The organism is Streptomyces sp. NPDC086549 (assembly GCF_044746205.1).
Lineage (GTDB): Bacteria > Actinomycetota > Actinomycetes > Streptomycetales > Streptomycetaceae > Streptomyces.
Map to the genome: position 1 here is coordinate 220,867 of NZ_JBIVBS010000005.1, position 14,176 is coordinate 235,042.

Annotated in this window: 13 protein-coding genes; 4 read left to right on the forward strand and 9 right to left on the reverse strand. The window is 72.4% G+C overall.

The features are described from left to right. Nucleotides 1–159: 159 nt before the first annotated feature. Nucleotides 160–651 carry a hypothetical protein gene (locus ACIPSA_RS18880; RefSeq protein ID WP_402635931.1) on the forward strand — a complete coding sequence of 164 codons (492 nt, stop codon included), beginning with the start codon at nucleotides 160–162 and terminating at the stop codon, nucleotides 649–651. A 24-nt stretch (nucleotides 652–675) separates the two neighbouring features. Here ACIPSA_RS18880 and ACIPSA_RS18885 read toward each other — a convergent pair whose 3' ends face one another. The 5 genes from ACIPSA_RS18885 to egtA form a co-directional block, all read right to left on the reverse strand. Then, the gene (locus tag ACIPSA_RS18885) at nucleotides 676–891 is read right to left on the reverse strand and encodes a dodecin (RefSeq protein ID WP_402635934.1); all 216 of its coding nucleotides are present in this window, start codon (nucleotides 889–891) and stop codon (nucleotides 676–678) included. A 180-nt stretch (nucleotides 892–1,071) separates the two neighbouring features. Further along, complete coding sequence (egtD, locus tag ACIPSA_RS18890; RefSeq protein ID WP_402635937.1) at nucleotides 1,072–2,034, reverse strand: L-histidine N(alpha)-methyltransferase; 963 nt, start codon at nucleotides 2,032–2,034, stop codon at nucleotides 1,072–1,074. Then, on the reverse strand, nucleotides 2,031–2,846 hold the full coding sequence (gene egtC, locus ACIPSA_RS18895; protein ID WP_402635940.1) for an ergothioneine biosynthesis protein EgtC: 816 nt from the start codon (nucleotides 2,844–2,846) through the stop codon (nucleotides 2,031–2,033). The genes egtD and egtC overlap by 4 nt, the downstream gene beginning before the upstream one ends. Next, nucleotides 2,846–4,162, reverse strand: coding sequence for an ergothioneine biosynthesis protein EgtB (gene egtB / locus ACIPSA_RS18900; RefSeq protein WP_402635943.1), 1,317 nt, complete (start codon nucleotides 4,160–4,162; stop codon nucleotides 2,846–2,848). Before egtB ends, egtC begins: the two co-directional genes overlap by 1 nt. Further along, nucleotides 4,159–5,520: an ergothioneine biosynthesis glutamate--cysteine ligase EgtA gene (egtA, locus tag ACIPSA_RS18905; RefSeq protein ID WP_402635946.1), complete on the reverse strand. Its 1,362-nt coding sequence runs from the start codon at nucleotides 5,518–5,520 to the stop codon at nucleotides 4,159–4,161. Before egtA ends, egtB begins: the two co-directional genes overlap by 4 nt. Before the next feature lie 268 nt (nucleotides 5,521–5,788). Between egtA and ACIPSA_RS18910 the strand changes: the two genes are divergently transcribed. Beyond that, nucleotides 5,789–6,619: a TIGR02452 family protein gene (locus ACIPSA_RS18910; RefSeq protein ID WP_402635949.1), complete on the forward strand. Its 831-nt coding sequence runs from the start codon at nucleotides 5,789–5,791 to the stop codon at nucleotides 6,617–6,619. A 137-nt stretch (nucleotides 6,620–6,756) separates the two neighbouring features. Here the strand turns inward: ACIPSA_RS18910 and ACIPSA_RS18915 are convergent, their stop codons facing one another. Further along, entirely contained in the window at nucleotides 6,757–7,203 is a 447-nt protein-coding gene (locus ACIPSA_RS18915) for a type II toxin-antitoxin system PemK/MazF family toxin (RefSeq protein ID WP_402635952.1), read from the reverse strand. 90 nt (nucleotides 7,204–7,293) lie between these two features. Between ACIPSA_RS18915 and ACIPSA_RS18920 the strand changes: the two genes are divergently transcribed. Further along, entirely contained in the window at nucleotides 7,294–8,880 is a 1,587-nt protein-coding gene (locus ACIPSA_RS18920) for a hypothetical protein (protein ID WP_402635955.1), read from the forward strand. Nucleotides 8,881–8,925: 45 nt separating this feature from the next. Here the strand turns inward: ACIPSA_RS18920 and ACIPSA_RS18925 are convergent, their stop codons facing one another. From ACIPSA_RS18925 to ACIPSA_RS18935, 3 genes are all read right to left on the reverse strand, one after another. Beyond that, nucleotides 8,926–10,413, reverse strand: a complete 1,488-nt coding sequence (locus ACIPSA_RS18925) for an SPFH domain-containing protein (RefSeq protein WP_402635958.1) — start codon at nucleotides 10,411–10,413, stop codon at nucleotides 8,926–8,928. 131 nt (nucleotides 10,414–10,544) lie between these two features. Beyond that, nucleotides 10,545–10,763: a hypothetical protein gene (locus ACIPSA_RS18930; RefSeq protein WP_351667879.1), complete on the reverse strand. Its 219-nt coding sequence runs from the start codon at nucleotides 10,761–10,763 to the stop codon at nucleotides 10,545–10,547. A gap of 26 nt (nucleotides 10,764–10,789) precedes the next feature. After that, entirely contained in the window at nucleotides 10,790–12,253 is a 1,464-nt protein-coding gene (locus tag ACIPSA_RS18935) for an amidase (RefSeq protein WP_402635962.1), read from the reverse strand. A gap of 213 nt (nucleotides 12,254–12,466) precedes the next feature. Between ACIPSA_RS18935 and ACIPSA_RS18940 the strand changes: the two genes are divergently transcribed. Beyond that, nucleotides 12,467–13,855: a glycoside hydrolase family 43 protein gene (locus tag ACIPSA_RS18940; RefSeq protein WP_402635965.1), complete on the forward strand. Its 1,389-nt coding sequence runs from the start codon at nucleotides 12,467–12,469 to the stop codon at nucleotides 13,853–13,855. Nucleotides 13,856–14,176 lie beyond the last annotated feature (321 nt).

A 14,176-nucleotide genomic window follows, 5' to 3' on the forward strand; every position in this document is an offset into this window, starting at 1 on the left:
GCGCCGAAGCCGTCGTCGCCCCGTTCATCGCCGCCGCCGTCCAGATCGATGTGTTGCGCATGCGCGTCCTCCCGCCTTCGCGTGCCCGCTCGGTCACAGGGCAGTCGCCGCCCGGGGCAGGGAGGTTGCCGGGTCCGTCGGGCTGACTATGGTGGCCGGGTGATGGACAGCAGCAGTCGCCCGCTCGCCGTGTTCGACCTCGACAACACGCTCGCCGACACCGCGCACCGGCAGCGGTTCCTGGCGGACCGTCCGCGGGACTGGGAGGGCTTCTTCGCCGCGGCGCCGCTGGATCCACCGCTCGCCGAGGGGGTGGCGCTGGTGCTGGAGAGGGCGCGGGAGTGCGAGATCGTGTATCTCACGGGGCGGCCCGAGCGGTGCCGGCGCGACACGTACGACTGGCTGGCCGCCCAGGGGCTCCCCGAGGGGCGTGTGTTCATGCGGCGCGACGGCGACCGCAGAGGCGCCCGGTACACCAAGCTGGAGATCCTGCGGCGCCTCGCCCGCGACCGCGAGATCCGCGTCCTGGTGGACGACGACAAGCTGGTGTGCGAGGACGCCGAACAGGCGGGTTTCACCGTCGTACGGGCCCGCTGGGCCGACCGGTCCGCCGCGCTGGAGGACGCTCAGGAGCGGGAGGGGCGGACCTGAACCGGCCGGTGCGCCGGGCCTCGCTCAGCCCTCGTCCTCGATCCGGAAGCCGACCTTCAGGCCGACCTGCCAGTGCCCGATCTGCCCGTCCTCGATCTGGCCCCTGACCTGCGTCACCTCGAACCAGTCCAGGTTGCGCAGGGTCTGGGAGGCGCGGGCGATGCCGTTGCGGATGGCCTTGTCGACGCCCTCGGGGGAGGTGCCGACGATCTCCGTGACCCGATAGGTGTGGTTGGTCATGCGGGTGCTCCTCTCTCAGCGTGACGGGATCGTCACGCGTCACTCCACCGTGCCGTATGCACGGTCGGAGCGCGAGGCGTCGCCGCCCGTACGACGCCGTGGCCGGGGAGGAGGGGGCGTCGGCCGAGGCGGCCGGTGCCGCGCACGGCCGAGCGCCCCCGGTGACTCACCGGACCGTGCTCATCGGACCGTGCTCAGCGACAGTGCGAAACGGCCCTGCGCGTCCGTCCACCAGTGGGTCAGCTCAAGACCGGCCGCCGCCAGTTCGGCGGTGATGCCCTCCTTGCGGAACTTCGCCGACACCTCGGTGCGCAGCTCCTCGCCCGCCGCGAAGTCCACGGCCAGGTCGACCGCGGGGATCTTCACGGTCTGCGCCGTACGGGAGCGCAGCCGCATCTCGATCCACTCGTTCGTCGCGTCCCACAGCGCCACATGGTCGAAGGCGTCCGCGTCGAAGTCGGCGCCCAGCTCGCGATTGACGACGGCGAGGACGTTCTTGTTGAACTCGGCCGTCACCCCGGCCGCGTCGTCGTACGCCCTGACCAGGACCGACTCGTCCTTGACCAGGTCAGTGCCGAGCAGCAGCGCGTCGCCCGGTGACAGCAGCCCGCGCACCGACGCCAGGAAGCCTGCGCGTTCGGCGGGCAGCAGGTTGCCGATGGTGCCGCCCAGGAAGGCGACGAGCCGCGGGCCGGGCGTGTCGGGGAGCTTCAGCCGGGCGGTGAAGTCGGCGATCAGCGCGTGCACGCAGAGCCCCGGCCGCGCCTCGACGAGGGCCTGCCCCGCCTGGGTGAGCGCGCTCTCGCTGACGTCGACGGGGACGTAGGTGGTCAGGTCGGTGAGCGCGTCGAGCAGGTAGCGGGTCTTCTCCGAGGAGCCGGAGCCCAGTTCCACCAGGGTGCGGGCGCCGGCCGCCGCCGCGATCTCGCCGGCCCGTGCGGCGAGGATCTCGCGCTCGGCGCGCGTTGGGTAGTACTCGGGCAGTGCGGTGATCTCCTCGAAGAGCTCGCTGCCCCGGGCGTCGTAGAACCACTTCGGCGGCAGCGTCTTGGGCACGGAGGTGAGGCCGTCGTGGACGTCGGCGCGCAGCGCGGCGTCCGTCGCGTCCTCGGGAAGGGTGCGGGTGACTTGCAGGGGGCTCACGTACAGGGCTCCTTCGGGGATGGGGGTCCTCCCGCTCGAACGGAGCTGAGAGTGGGGGAGGATGCCGGGTCCTCGACCGGGGTGAGCAGCACGCCGGCGCGGTTCGCCGTGAGCAGCGTGCGGTCGGGGACCTCCTGCCAGTGCGGGTCGTCGTCGTAGGGCTCGGAGGCCACGACGGTGCCTCGGCCGGGTTCCGCGAGGTACCAGAGGGTGTCGCCCCAGGCGGTGGCCGTGATGGTCTCGCCGTCGGTGAGCAGCAGGTTGAGGCGGGAGGCCGGGGCCGCTTCCGCGACCTGCTGAACCGTTTCGGCAAGCGCTTGTCCCGCATCGTCGCCGCCGCGCAGCCGGTGCAGGACCAGCGCCCAGACGAACGCCGAGTCGGTGCGCGCCTCAAGGGACAGCAGGTCGACGGGAGGCAGTGCGGGGGCGAGCGGCGCCGCCGACCGCGGCCAGCCGGCGATGGCGCCGTTGTGGCTGAACAGCCGGCGGCCCGCGGCGAACGGCGCCGCCGCGGCCTCCCCGTCCGCGCTCGCCAGGGTCGCGTCGCGCACCGCGGCGAGCAGCGCGCCGGTGCGTACGGCCCGGGCCAGATCGGCGAAAGAGAGGTCGGCCCAGATCGGCCCGGCCCGCCGGTAGCGGGCCGGCACCGGATCGCCCGGGGCGTACCAGCCCACCCCGAAGCCGTCGGCGTTGACCGTCCCGTACCGCTGCCGCCGAGGCGCCCACGACTGGCGGTACAGACCGTGCGGGGGCTCCACCAGGAGCCGGCCCAGCGGCTCCTCGGGTCCCAGGTACGCGAGATGACGACACATCAGACGGCCTCCGAGCGGGCGGTGCGGAACCCGGAGAAGATCTGCCGGCGGATCGGATAGTCCCAGTTGCGGAACGTGCCCCGGCAGGCCACCGGGTCCACGGCGAACGAACCGCCGCGCAGCACCTTGTACTCGGACCCGAAGAACACCTCCGAGTACTCCTTGTACGGGAACGCCCGGAACCCCGGATACGGCAGGAAGTCGCTGGCCGTCCACTCCCACACGTCCCCGATCAACTGCCGTACCCCGAGCGGTGATTCACCAGCGGGATAGCTGCCGGCCGGGGCCGGCCGCAGATGCCGCTGACCGAGGTTGGCGTGCTCCGGTGCCGGATCGGCGTCGCCCCACGGATAGCGCGTCGAGCGGTCCTGGGCGGGGTCGTACCGGGCCGCCTTCTCCCACTCCGTCTCGGTGGGCAGCCGGCGCCCGGCCCAGCGGGCGTAGGCGTCCGCCTCGTACCAGCACACGTGCAGCACCGGCTCGTCGGGCGGTACGACCTCGGTGACGCCGAAGTGGCGCCTGAGCCACTGCCCGCCGTCCCGGCGCCAGAACAGGGGCGCGGCGATGGAGTGCCGGCGTATGTGCGCCCAGCCCTCCGGCGCCCACCAGCGCTCCGTGTCGTAGCCGCCGTCCTCGATGAACGCCTGGTAGGCGGCGTTCGTCACGGGGGTGGTGTCGATGTGGAAGGGCGCCACCTCGCGCCGGTGCGCCGGGCGTTCGTTGTCCAGCGCCCACGGCTCGGTGGAGGTGCCCATGGTGAACGGGCCGCCGGGGACCAAGACTTCGGCGGGGCCGGTGAACAGGGGCGCCGGGTCCGGGTCGGGTGCGGTCAGGACCTGCGGGCCGGTGCGGAGCTGATGGGTGATCAGCATCGTCTCGTCGTGCTGCTGTTCGTGCTGCGCGATCATCCCGAAGGCGAAGCCCGCCTCGGTCAGCCGGGTGCCGTGGAACGCGGTGCTCTCCAGCAGGTCCAGGGCCCGGCCGCGCACCTCGGCCGCGTACCGGCGGGCCTCGGCGGGCGGCAGCAGCGGCAGCTTGGGGCGTTCGGCGCGCGGGTGCTCGAAGGCGTCGTACAGGCTGTCGATCTCGGGCCGCATGGCCTCCCGGCCGCCGACCGTCCGCAGCAGCCACAGCTCCTCCTGGTTGCCGATGTGGGCGAGGTCCCACACCAGCGGGGACATCAGCGGCGAGTGCTGGGCGGTGAGATCGGGCTCGTCGACGCAGGAGGTCAGCAGCGTGGTGCGGTCACGGGCCGTGGTGAGCGAGGCCAGCGCGCGCTTACGCAGGGCCTCGGCGTCGGTCTCGGGGGCGGTCATGTGCGGATGTCCTTCCCGTGAGTGGTGAGGGTGCCCCCGGTCGAGCGACGCCGGGACGGGGGGAGGTCCGTGCCGCGCAGGGGGTCCAGCAGGTCGTCGGCGGGGCAGCGGCCCCGGACGACATAGCGGTCGCGGTACGCCGCCACGGCCTCCGTGACCTCGGGGGTCGCGCCGAGGCGGGGCAGGGCCTCCAGGGCCGCCGCGAAACAGGCGACGGCGGCCTCGCGAAGCTCGGGGTCGGTGAGCCCGCTGCGAGCCGCGTCGAGCCACAGCGCGTTGTGCGGCGCGGGCCGGGGCTGGGCCCGCTCGGCCAGCGGCTTCACGGTCCGGTACGCGGTCTCGGCCGCCTCCGGGTCGTCGAAGAGCGCGGCCGTCACCGCGAGCGGCACGATCCACCCGTCGTCGCCGGGCTGCGCGTCGATCATGCGCAGTTCCAGGTGACCGCGCGGTCTGACCGGCGGGAACAGTGTCGTGAGGTGGTAGTCGAGGTCCTCCCGGGTCGGCGGCCGGGGCGCCCCCGACCGGGTCCAGTCCCGGAAGGCGAGTCCCTCGGGCACCTCCCACGGGACGCCGTCGCGCCGCACGCACATCACCGGGGCGTCGAGGACGTGGCGGGCCCACGCGGCCCGCGGCTCCCCGTCCAGCGGGGGAGCGCCCGCCCGGCCCGCGCCGATCTCCATCCACAGCAACTGCCGGGTGGAGAGCCAGCCCGTGGGCCGTCCTTCGACCAGCGGGGAGTTGGCGAACGCGGCCACCAGGACCGGGCCCAGCTGGTGGGCCAGCCACCAGCGGCGGCCGTGGCCCAGCGGGCCGGGTTCCTCGTATCCGGCGTCCACGCACACCTGGACGGAGGCCGAGGCGCACATCATGTGCCGGCCCGCCGTGCCGGTGCGGTCCAGGCAGGTCTCCATGGCGTCGTAGCGCGGCTGACGCAGGAACCTGCGGGGCTCGTGCCAGGGATCGTGTCCGACACCGACGAGGCCGAGGCCGTCCTCGGCCAGGATCGCGCGTACGGCGTCCAGGTCGGCGGAGACGGTACCGATGCACTCCATCAGCGAGGTGGCGGGCGGCGAGCTCAGTTCCAGCTGGCCGCCGGGCTCGACGGTGAGCGCCGACCTCAGGGGCACGGTACGCAGTGCGGCGTAGGCCGCTTCGAGTCGTTCGGGTGTCACGGGGAGCTGCGGCATCCGCAGCTCGTGGACCAGCCATTCCACTTCGACCCCGAGAGATCGGGGCGGTCCGGTCTTGAAGCAGATGCCCCGGACCAGGGCTTCCACCTCGGCTTCGGTGAGGGCGGTTCGGGGCTCAGTACGGTCGGTACAGTCGCCCGTCGCACCAGCCTCGGACGTATCGGACATATCGGGATCCTCCCAGAGATTCCGTGATGCCGCCGCTCCGGTGTTCGATGATCCGGCCCGGCGGCACTCGTCCCACCCAAGACCCTCGCGTCGATTCGCACAAGGGTGCACATTGGTGCGTTCGGGACTCGTAATCCCTGATCCCTCCGCGTTTCCGGGACCGGGAAACTCTGTTGCACCGCAGGACCGGCTTCGCTCACGATGCGTTCATGAGCACGACGGGGGAGGCTGCGCGGCGCGCGGTCATGGCGCACACGGGGGTGGCGCCATGAGCGCGCGCCTGCGCGGAATCGCACAGGAGACCGAGCGGATCGTGGCGGCCCGGGCGTACCGCGCGCCCGGCGGGCACGAGGTGCCGCTCGCGGCGGCGATCGAGGCCGCGCGGGCCGGCACGCGGATGTACGGCCCCGGCCCGGTGCCGGTGCCGGTCTCACCGGTACCCGCGGCAGACACGGTCTTCGAGGTCACCGGCGAGAGCAGCCTGGAGGCCGCCCGCCGCCTGGCGGGACCGGTCGCCGTCCTGAACTTCGCCTCGGCCCGCAACCCCGGCGGCGGCTATCTCAATGGCGCCCAGGCCCAGGAGGAGGCTCTGTGCCGGGCCTCCGCGCTGTACACCTGCCTGCTGGGGGCCCGGGAGTTCTACGACCACCACCGGGCCCACCGCGACCCGTTCTACACGGACCGGATCATCCACTCACCCGCCGTGCCCGTCTTCCGTGACGACCGCGGCCGGTTCCTCGACGAGCCGTACACGGCCGGATTCCTGACCGCCGCGGCCCCGAACGCCGGAGTCGTCCTGCGCACCGCGCCCGAGCGGGCACCCGAACTCCCGCACGCCCTGTCGGCACGCGCCGAGCGGGTGCTGGAGACCGCCGCGGCGCACGGCTACCGGCGGCTGGTGCTGGGCGCCTGGGGCTGCGGAGTCTTCCGGAACGACCCGGTGCAGGTCGCGGGCGCCTTCCGTGGACTGCTCGGCCCCGGCGGGCGGTTCGCGGGGACCTTCGAGCACATCGCGTTCGGGATCCTGGACCGCACACCGGGAGTCGCAGTGCGAGAGGCCTTCGTACGGGCCTTCCCGGAGCGTCAGCTCCAGCCGTAGCGCTCGTGCTGCCGGCGCCTGGCCTGGTTGAACCGGGCTCCGGGTGCATGCGCTGCTCCCACGGCCCGGTCGCCCCGGTCGCTGGTCCCGGGCGAGTTGCGGGGTTTGCGGTGGGGCGGCCGGGGCATTCCGGAGTGTCAGTTCCAGCCGTAGCGCTCGTGCAGCCGGTGCCTGACCAGGTTGAACCGGCCGCGGTCCAGCGCGCACGCCTCCCGGCGCATGCCGTCCTCGTGCAGCCTCAGCACCCGGTCCACGTCCACCCACGAGTCGCGACCCGACCGGTCCCAGGGCCCGCTGCCGATCGCCACCCACTCCCGGTCGTCGTCGTGCCGCTTGCTGGACAGCTGAACGGCGAGGAACGTGCCTGCCGCCTCCCGGGCCACGACCAGCACCGGCCGGTCCTTGCCCCGCCCGTCGTTCTCCTCGAAAGGCACCCAGGTCCACACGATCTCACCGGGGTCCGGGTCGCCGTCGTGCGCGGGCGAGTACTCGGTGCGCACCCGGCCGACCTCACGGGGGTCGGCCTCGGTGGTGGCGTGCGGGCCGGAGCGGCCGGGGACGTCTTCATCGGTGTACGTGCTCACGGGGGCACCCTAGTGGTCCCATATGCTCGCGCATCAAGGGGGCTTGAGAGCCGGGAAAATGAAATACGCGGGTAACGGGGGGTCAGGGGCATGCGCACGCCCGAACAGATGTGGGACGACGCCGACCTGCCCACCCGCCGGCTGGCCGGGCTGGCACTGAATCCCTCGGCGTCGGAGGAGGTTCTGCTGCGGCTGCTCGCCGACGCCGCCCCGGCCGTGCGGATGGTGCTGTGCCGGGACCGGGAGCTGCCCGAGGCCGTCGTGGACGCGGTGATCGAACACCCCGACCGGCGTACGCGCGGCTTCCTCGCGGTCAATCCCCATGTCGATCCCGCCCAGCGGGCACGGCTGGTGGACGACCCGGACTGGTTCGTGCGGTGTCACCTCGTCGAGGGGCCCAGCGTACGTTTTCCCCACCGGCCGAGGCCGCTGCCCGACGAAGCCGTCGTCCGGATGATCCGCACGTACAACGGCGAGGAACCGCTGGGCAATTACGGCTTCTTCCAGCAGATGTCCGCCGAGCTGATCCGGTCCATGCCCACGCATCCGCTTCCGGAGGTCCGCTGGTGGGGCGTCGGCAGCTGGGACCGGCTGCCGCCCGACGTCAGGGCCGCGCTACTGGCGGACCCCGACGACCGAGTGCGGGAGCGGGTGCGGGTCTTCCAGCGGTACGAGGATCCGGCGTGGGTGGAGAGCGAGCTGCCCGCCCGGCCGTGCCACGCCCGCACCGACCTGCTGCTCCACCGGGCCCTCAGCAGAGGCGTGGTGGACGGCGTGCTCACGGCTCCGGCCGACGGGGACGACAAGGCGATGATCGCCGGCAATCCCAGTCTCCCCGCCGACGTCGTCGCCCTCCTGGCCGCCGATCCGGACCCGGAGGTGCGCGAGCGGATCGCGCGCCGCCCGGATCTCCAGCCCGCCGAGCGCCACGCCCTCGTCACCGACCCGCACCCGGAGGTGCGCAGAGCCGTCGCGTACCGCGTCGATCCGGGGCCCGCCGAGCGCGAGGCGCTCGCGGTGGACCCCGACCCGAAGGTACGGCTGGCCGTGTCCGTGCACCCCGCACTGACCGAGGAGGAACGGGCGCGGATCGATTACGAGGTCCCCATGGACTGCCGCTTCGGGTTCCGTTCCGTGTCCGTGCTGCCACAGCCCCGGGACCCCGAGGCCGTCCGCCGCAAGGCGCTCTCCGGTCACCCGATGCTGCGCCGGGAGGCCGCGGAGGACCGCGAACTGCCGACAGACCTCGTGGCCCGTCTGGCCGAGGACGACGATCTCGGCGTACGGGTGCTGCTGGCCCAGAACCACCCGGACGCCCCGGCGGCGCTGCTGCTGCGCAGCTTCCTGGAGTACACCGGCCCCGAACGCGAGAACCTGATCAACCGGCCGAACTTCCCGCATGCCGGTCTCGCGGCCCTCGCCGACCACGAGGACCCGCAGGTCCGCGCTCTGGCCGCGCGGGACCCGGACACCGAGCCGGCCACCGTGGAGCGGCTCACCCGCGACGTGGACCCGGATGTACGGGCCGCGCTCGCCGGGCATCCGAACCTGCCGCGGCCCCGGCTCGCGGAACTCCTCGACGACGAGGAACTGGCCCACGCGGCCGCCTCCAACCCGGCACTGGACCCGGTCACGATCGACCGCCTGCTGACGACGGACGGCCGGGGCCCCTGCTGAGGGAACCCCGGCCGTACCACCGAACCGGACAGGCCCTGGCCCGTCCTAACCCTCCTTCTCCACCGGCACCTTCTGCGACGGCGGCGGCGTCACGACTCCGTTGAGGGCCGAAGTCCCGTTCGGGGTCTGGTTGTTCTGGTTCATCGAGGCGAGCAGCTGGCGGGCCAGGCCGAGACCGGTGCCGCCCATGGTGAGCGCCTTGGCGAACATGTCGGCCATACCGTCGGCTCCGTTGAGCAGCACCATGTTGTCGACGTTGCCGAAGGCGGACGCGCCGGCCTTCACGATCTCCGGCCAGTTCTCAGCGAGTTGCTGGGCGACCACCGCCTCCTGGTTCTCGGCGAGGGCGGCGGCGCGGGCCTTGATGGCCTCCGCCTCCGCGAGACCCTTGGCCTTGGCCGCCTCGGCCTCCGCCAGGCCCTTGGCCTGGGCCGCGGCCGCCTCGGCCTCACCGGTGGCCCGGGTCGCCGCGGCCGTGGCCGCACCCCGGGTCTTGGTCGCCTCGGCCTCGGCGCCCGCGGCCGTCTTGACCCGGGTCGCCTCGGCCCCCGCCGCGAGCTCCGTCTCCTTCGCCTTGGCCTCGGCCCCCGAGATACGCGCGTCACGCTCGGCCTCGGCCAGCGTGCGCTTCTCGTAGGCCTTGGCGTCCGCGGGCTTGCGGACGTCCGCCTGGAGCTGCTGCTCCCGCCGGTGCGCCTCGAGTTCGGCGACCCGCGTCTCCTGGACCACGACCTCCTGCCGGGCGGCCGCGTCGGCGAGCGGACCGGCCTGCCTGGCCTTCGCCGCCGCCTTGTCCCGCTCGGCCTGGTAGCCGGCCTGGAGGATCTCGCTGTCCCGGGTGGCCTCCGCCATCAGGGCGAACGACTGCTGCTCCGCCTCGGTGGCGAGACGATTCGCCTCCGCCTGCGCGATCCGCGCGTCCCGCTGGACGGCCGCCGCGTGCGGGGCGGCCAGGTTCCTGATGTACCCGGTCGGGTCCTCGATCTCGTGGATCTGCAGCGAGTCGACGATCAGGCCGAGCTTCTCCATCTCCGTGCCGCAGGCGGCCCGGGTCTGTCCGGTGAGCTTCTCCCGGTCGCGGATCATGTCCTCGACCGTCAGTCCGCCCACGATGGACCGCAGATGACCGGCGAACACGATGTGCACCCGCTCGGACATCAACTTCTGCTGGTCCAGGAACCGGCGGCCCGCGTTGGCGATCGACACGAAGTCGTCGCCCACCTTGAAGATGACCACACCCCGCACCCTCAGCGGAATGCCCTGGTGGGTCACGCAGTCCACCGACAACTCGGTCTCGTTCAGGTCGAGAGAGAGCTTACGCACCGCCTGCACGCCGGGCAGCACCAGAGTGCCGCGCCCCGTGACGATGCGGAATCCCATGCCCTCCTCAAGACCCTCGGTCCGGTGCTTCGAACCGGAGATGATGAGCGCCTCGTTCGGCTCGGCGACCCGCCACATCATCTTGAACACACCGATCAACACGAGAACGGCAGCGACCGCCGTCCCCGCAACGACGCCGACAACCATCGGCATACGCCCCCTTGGCATGGTGCCCTCTCGGCACCGAACGAAGGGAGTGTGCTCCCGCGCAACCGCATGGTGAAGGTTCTGACGAATCCTTGTTGCATTCTTGATGCGCGGCTCTCACCTGGGGCGGAGCACGCTCAACTGTCGTACGCCGCCGTGACGTAGACGGTTCTCGGCGGCAGGTACTCCACCACCATCACCACCGTGCCCCGCTCCATCCTCCCGGTCCCGTCCGCGGCATAGGCGAGGAAGTGCTCCGCGCCCCCGCGCACCCGGACGATCACCTCGCCGACGAGCCCGGGCCCGATCGTTCCGGTGACCCGCCCCATGAGCCCCACCATCGACGCATCGTCCATGGTCACAGGGTACGGGCGGAACACGCTCACGCGGCCGGGGCGTCCGCGACGACGTGGTTCGGCGGCCACCGGTCGTGCCAGCGCAGCTCCGCCTCCAGCTGGGCGGCGAGGGAGATCAGCAGGGCCTCGCTGTTCGCCGGGCCGAGGAGCTGGGCGCCGACCGGGAGTCCCCCGAGGCCTCGGCCTCGTTCGCCCGGGGAGGTGCCGCCACCGTCGACGAATCCGGCGGGGACGTTGATGCCGGGCCAGCCCAGGACGTTCCACGGCCAGGCGTAGGGGCAGGCGGCGATCATGGCGCGGTCGGTGGCCAGGCCGCCGAGGTTCAGCATCGAGCCGATGCGGGGCGGGGGAGCCGCCGTCGTCGGGGCGAGGATCACGTCGTACGTCCCGAAGAACCCGCCGATCCGCCGGTGCAGCGTCGCTTCCGCGCGCCGGGCCGCCCGCAGCGGGGCCCCGCCGAGCAGCCGGCCCAGACGGGCGGCGTCCCGGGTGCGGCGGTCGAGCAGTGCCGGCTCGGGCGTCTCACGGACGTGCTCGGCGATGCCGGCCGTGGCCCGTGGCACGAAGGTCAGCCCGATCTGGCCGTAGGGCGGGTCGGCCTCCTCGACGCTGTGCCCCAACGCCGCCAGTTTCTCGGCGAGTTCGAGGATCCGGGCGCGTACCTCCGGCTGGAGCCGGGCCGGCACAGCGGTGAACGGCGGCTTCAGCGACAGCGCGATGCGCAGCCGTCCGGGGTCCCGGCCCACCGCGTCCGAGGCCTTCAGAACGGGGGGCTGATGCGGGTCCAGGTCGTGGTTGCCGCTCGCCGCGTCGAGGAGCAGGGCCGCGTCGGCGACGGTCCGGGCCAGGGTGCCGTTGACCGTGATGCCCTGGAAGGACTCGCCGCGCGGCCAGGTGGAGATGCGGCCGCGCTGCGGCTTGATGCCGATCAGATGGGTCCAGGAGGCCGGGATCCGCACCGAACCGGCGCCGTCCGAGCCGAGCGCGGCCGGGATCAGCCCCGCGGCGACCGCCGCCGCCGAGCCGCCGGACGAGCCGCCCGGGCTGTGGTCGGCGTGCCACGGGTTGCGGGTGTCGCCGAACGCGGGCCCCTCGGTGAACGGCCACTGTCCGAGCTCGCAGGTGTTGGTCTTGCCGACGATCACGGCCCCGGCCGCGCGCAGCCGCCGTACCGCCTCGCCGTCCTCGGCCACCGGCGGGAACGCGCCCGGGCAGCCGAACGCGGTCGGCTCGCCCGCGACGTCCGTGTCGTCCTTCACCGCCACCGGCACCCCGAGCAGCGGGCCCCGCTCCCCGGCGGCCAACTTCCGGTCGGCTGCGTCCGCTTCGGCGAGCGCGGCCTCGTCGCGTACGATCCGGAAGGCGTTGAGGGTGCCCTGGGTGGCCGCGATGCGGGCGAGGGCCTGCTCGACGAGCCGACGGGAGGTCACCTCCCCGGCGGCCAGTGCGCGGGCGGACTCGGCCAGACCTTGGGCACGGTCGAGCGTCATTGCGGGACCACCTCCGGGTGCACGATGTCTACCGGAGAGTAACTCCCGAACGGCTGGCGTAGCACAGGTTTCGCACAGGCGGCGCCCGGTCGTGTCGAAAGCATTGACGTGCACCTGCCGCCCCTCTACTTTCTGCCCGACTTCTCGAACCACGTCCGAAATATCGGACGAATGGGTATGCATGAGTATGCACGAGTCCAGGGAGAGCCGCCCGTGACCACACGTCCCTCCACCCCCTCCCGTCGCGCCCTGCTCCGCGCGATGGCCGCTCTGCCCGTGTCGGCCCTGGTCCTGGGCGAACTGCCCGGACTGCTCGGCACGGCCGCGGCCGCCGCCCCCGCGAGCGGCTCCGCCACCCGCTACACCATCGTGCCGTTCCTCAACAGCGACGACGGCACGGTGAACGTCTACCAGTCCGACGACGCCACCGACTTCCGGCTGGTGCAGGCCTCCGCCTACACCCCGCCCAGCAACCGCATCCGGGACGCCAGCGTCTTCAAGCACACGGACGGTTACTACTACCTCACCTACACCACGCACACCTGGCAGGACGTCAGCACCACCATCGGCTTCGCCCGCAGCTCCGACCGGGTCGGCTGGACCTTCCTGTACGACTACACGGTCCCGATCACCGGCCTCTCCCGCGCCTGGGCGCCGGAATGGTTCGTGGACAGCGACGGCAGCGTCAACGTCATCGTGTCCTGCTCGACCACCGACGACGAGTGGATCTTCACACCGTATGCGCTGAAGGCGACCAACTCCACGCTGACCGCCTGGAGTTCACCGGTCGCCCTGTCCGGCATCGGCAGCAACCACATCGACACGTTCATCGTGAGGATCGGCTCGACCTACCACGCCTTCACCAAGAACGAGACGGCGAAGTACATCGAGTACGGCACCGCGTCGAGCCTCACCGGCCCGTACACGATCTCCAGGACGGGCGACTGGGCGGGCTGGGGCAGCTACCGCGAGGGCCCGTCCCTGGTGCAGCTCGACAACGGCGGCTGGCGGATCTTCTTCGACGGCTACGGCGACGGCACCTACTACTACAGCGACAGCTACGACACCTTCGCCACCTGGAGCGCGCCGAAGGCGCTGCCGGGCGTCTCGGGCACGGCCCGGCACTTCACGGTCATCAAGGAGACGGTGTCCGGCGGCGCGAGCCTCACCAAGAACGCCACCCGCTCCTTCCAGTCCGGCAACTACACCACCCGGTACTGGGAGGAGCAGTCCGCCCTGCTCAACCTGCCGACCGTGACCAGCTCCAGCGCCACCGCCGACAAGCAGGCCGCCACCTTCACCGTGGTCGCGGGCCTGGCCGACGCCAACGGCTACTCGTTCCGTGACACGTCGGGCAACTATCTGCGGCACTACAACTTCCGGGCCCGCTTCGACGCCGACGACGGGGCGACGACGTTCGCGAAGGACGCCACGTTCGTCGCACGGGTGGGCTCGGCCACCGGGTCGGTGCGCTTCGAGTCGTACAACTACCCCGGCTACTACCTGCGTCACTACAACTACCAGCTCCGCGTGGACGTCTCGGACGGCACGGACCTGTTCCGGCAGGACAGCTCGTTCGTGCCGGTGACCGCCTGGGCCTGAGCGGTCGGCATGACCGTGACCTGCTGGAGGTTCGCGCAGGTCACCGGTGTGCGGGACCGCCGGCGATCCATGGGTGAGCCCGGCGGCGGTCCATGGGTGAGCCCGGCGGCGGTCCCGCTCACACCCGTCGGCCGGGACCTGTGCGGCGGGCTTAACTCCCGATGATCGGCCGAGGTGATCTCGACGTAATGAGAGGTACGTACGTTCGTCCTGTACGAACCGGCCCGATCACCAGGCAGAGGAGGCGCCCGTGGCCGCGCCCGACCCGCGGACCGACCGCATCTCGAAGGTGCGGACGGTCTGCTCGTACTGCGGTGTGGG

Bases quoted from the DNA above. Each gene is read 5' to 3' on its own strand.
- ACIPSA_RS18885 (WP_402635934.1), bottom strand. From the start codon at position 891: ATGACCAACCACACCTATCGGGTCACGGAGATCGTCGGCACCTCCCCC.
- egtC (WP_402635940.1), bottom strand. From the start codon at position 2,846: ATGTGTCGTCATCTCGCGTACCTGGGACCCGAGGAGCCGCTGGGCCGG.
- egtB (WP_402635943.1), bottom strand. From the start codon at position 4,162: ATGACCGCCCCCGAGACCGACGCCGAGGCCCTGCGTAAGCGCGCGCTG.
- egtA (WP_402635946.1), bottom strand. From the start codon at position 5,520: ATGTCCGATACGTCCGAGGCTGGTGCGACGGGCGACTGTACCGACCGT.
- ACIPSA_RS18910 (WP_402635949.1), top strand. From the start codon at position 5,789: ATGAGCGCGCGCCTGCGCGGAATCGCACAGGAGACCGAGCGGATCGTG.
- ACIPSA_RS18920 (WP_402635955.1), top strand. From the start codon at position 7,294: ATGCGCACGCCCGAACAGATGTGGGACGACGCCGACCTGCCCACCCGC.
- ACIPSA_RS18925 (WP_402635958.1), bottom strand. From the start codon at position 10,413: ATGCCGATGGTTGTCGGCGTCGTTGCGGGGACGGCGGTCGCTGCCGTT.
- ACIPSA_RS18930 (WP_351667879.1), bottom strand. From the start codon at position 10,763: ATGGACGATGCGTCGATGGTGGGGCTCATGGGGCGGGTCACCGGAACG.
- ACIPSA_RS18935 (WP_402635962.1), bottom strand. From the start codon at position 12,253: ATGACGCTCGACCGTGCCCAAGGTCTGGCCGAGTCCGCCCGCGCACTG.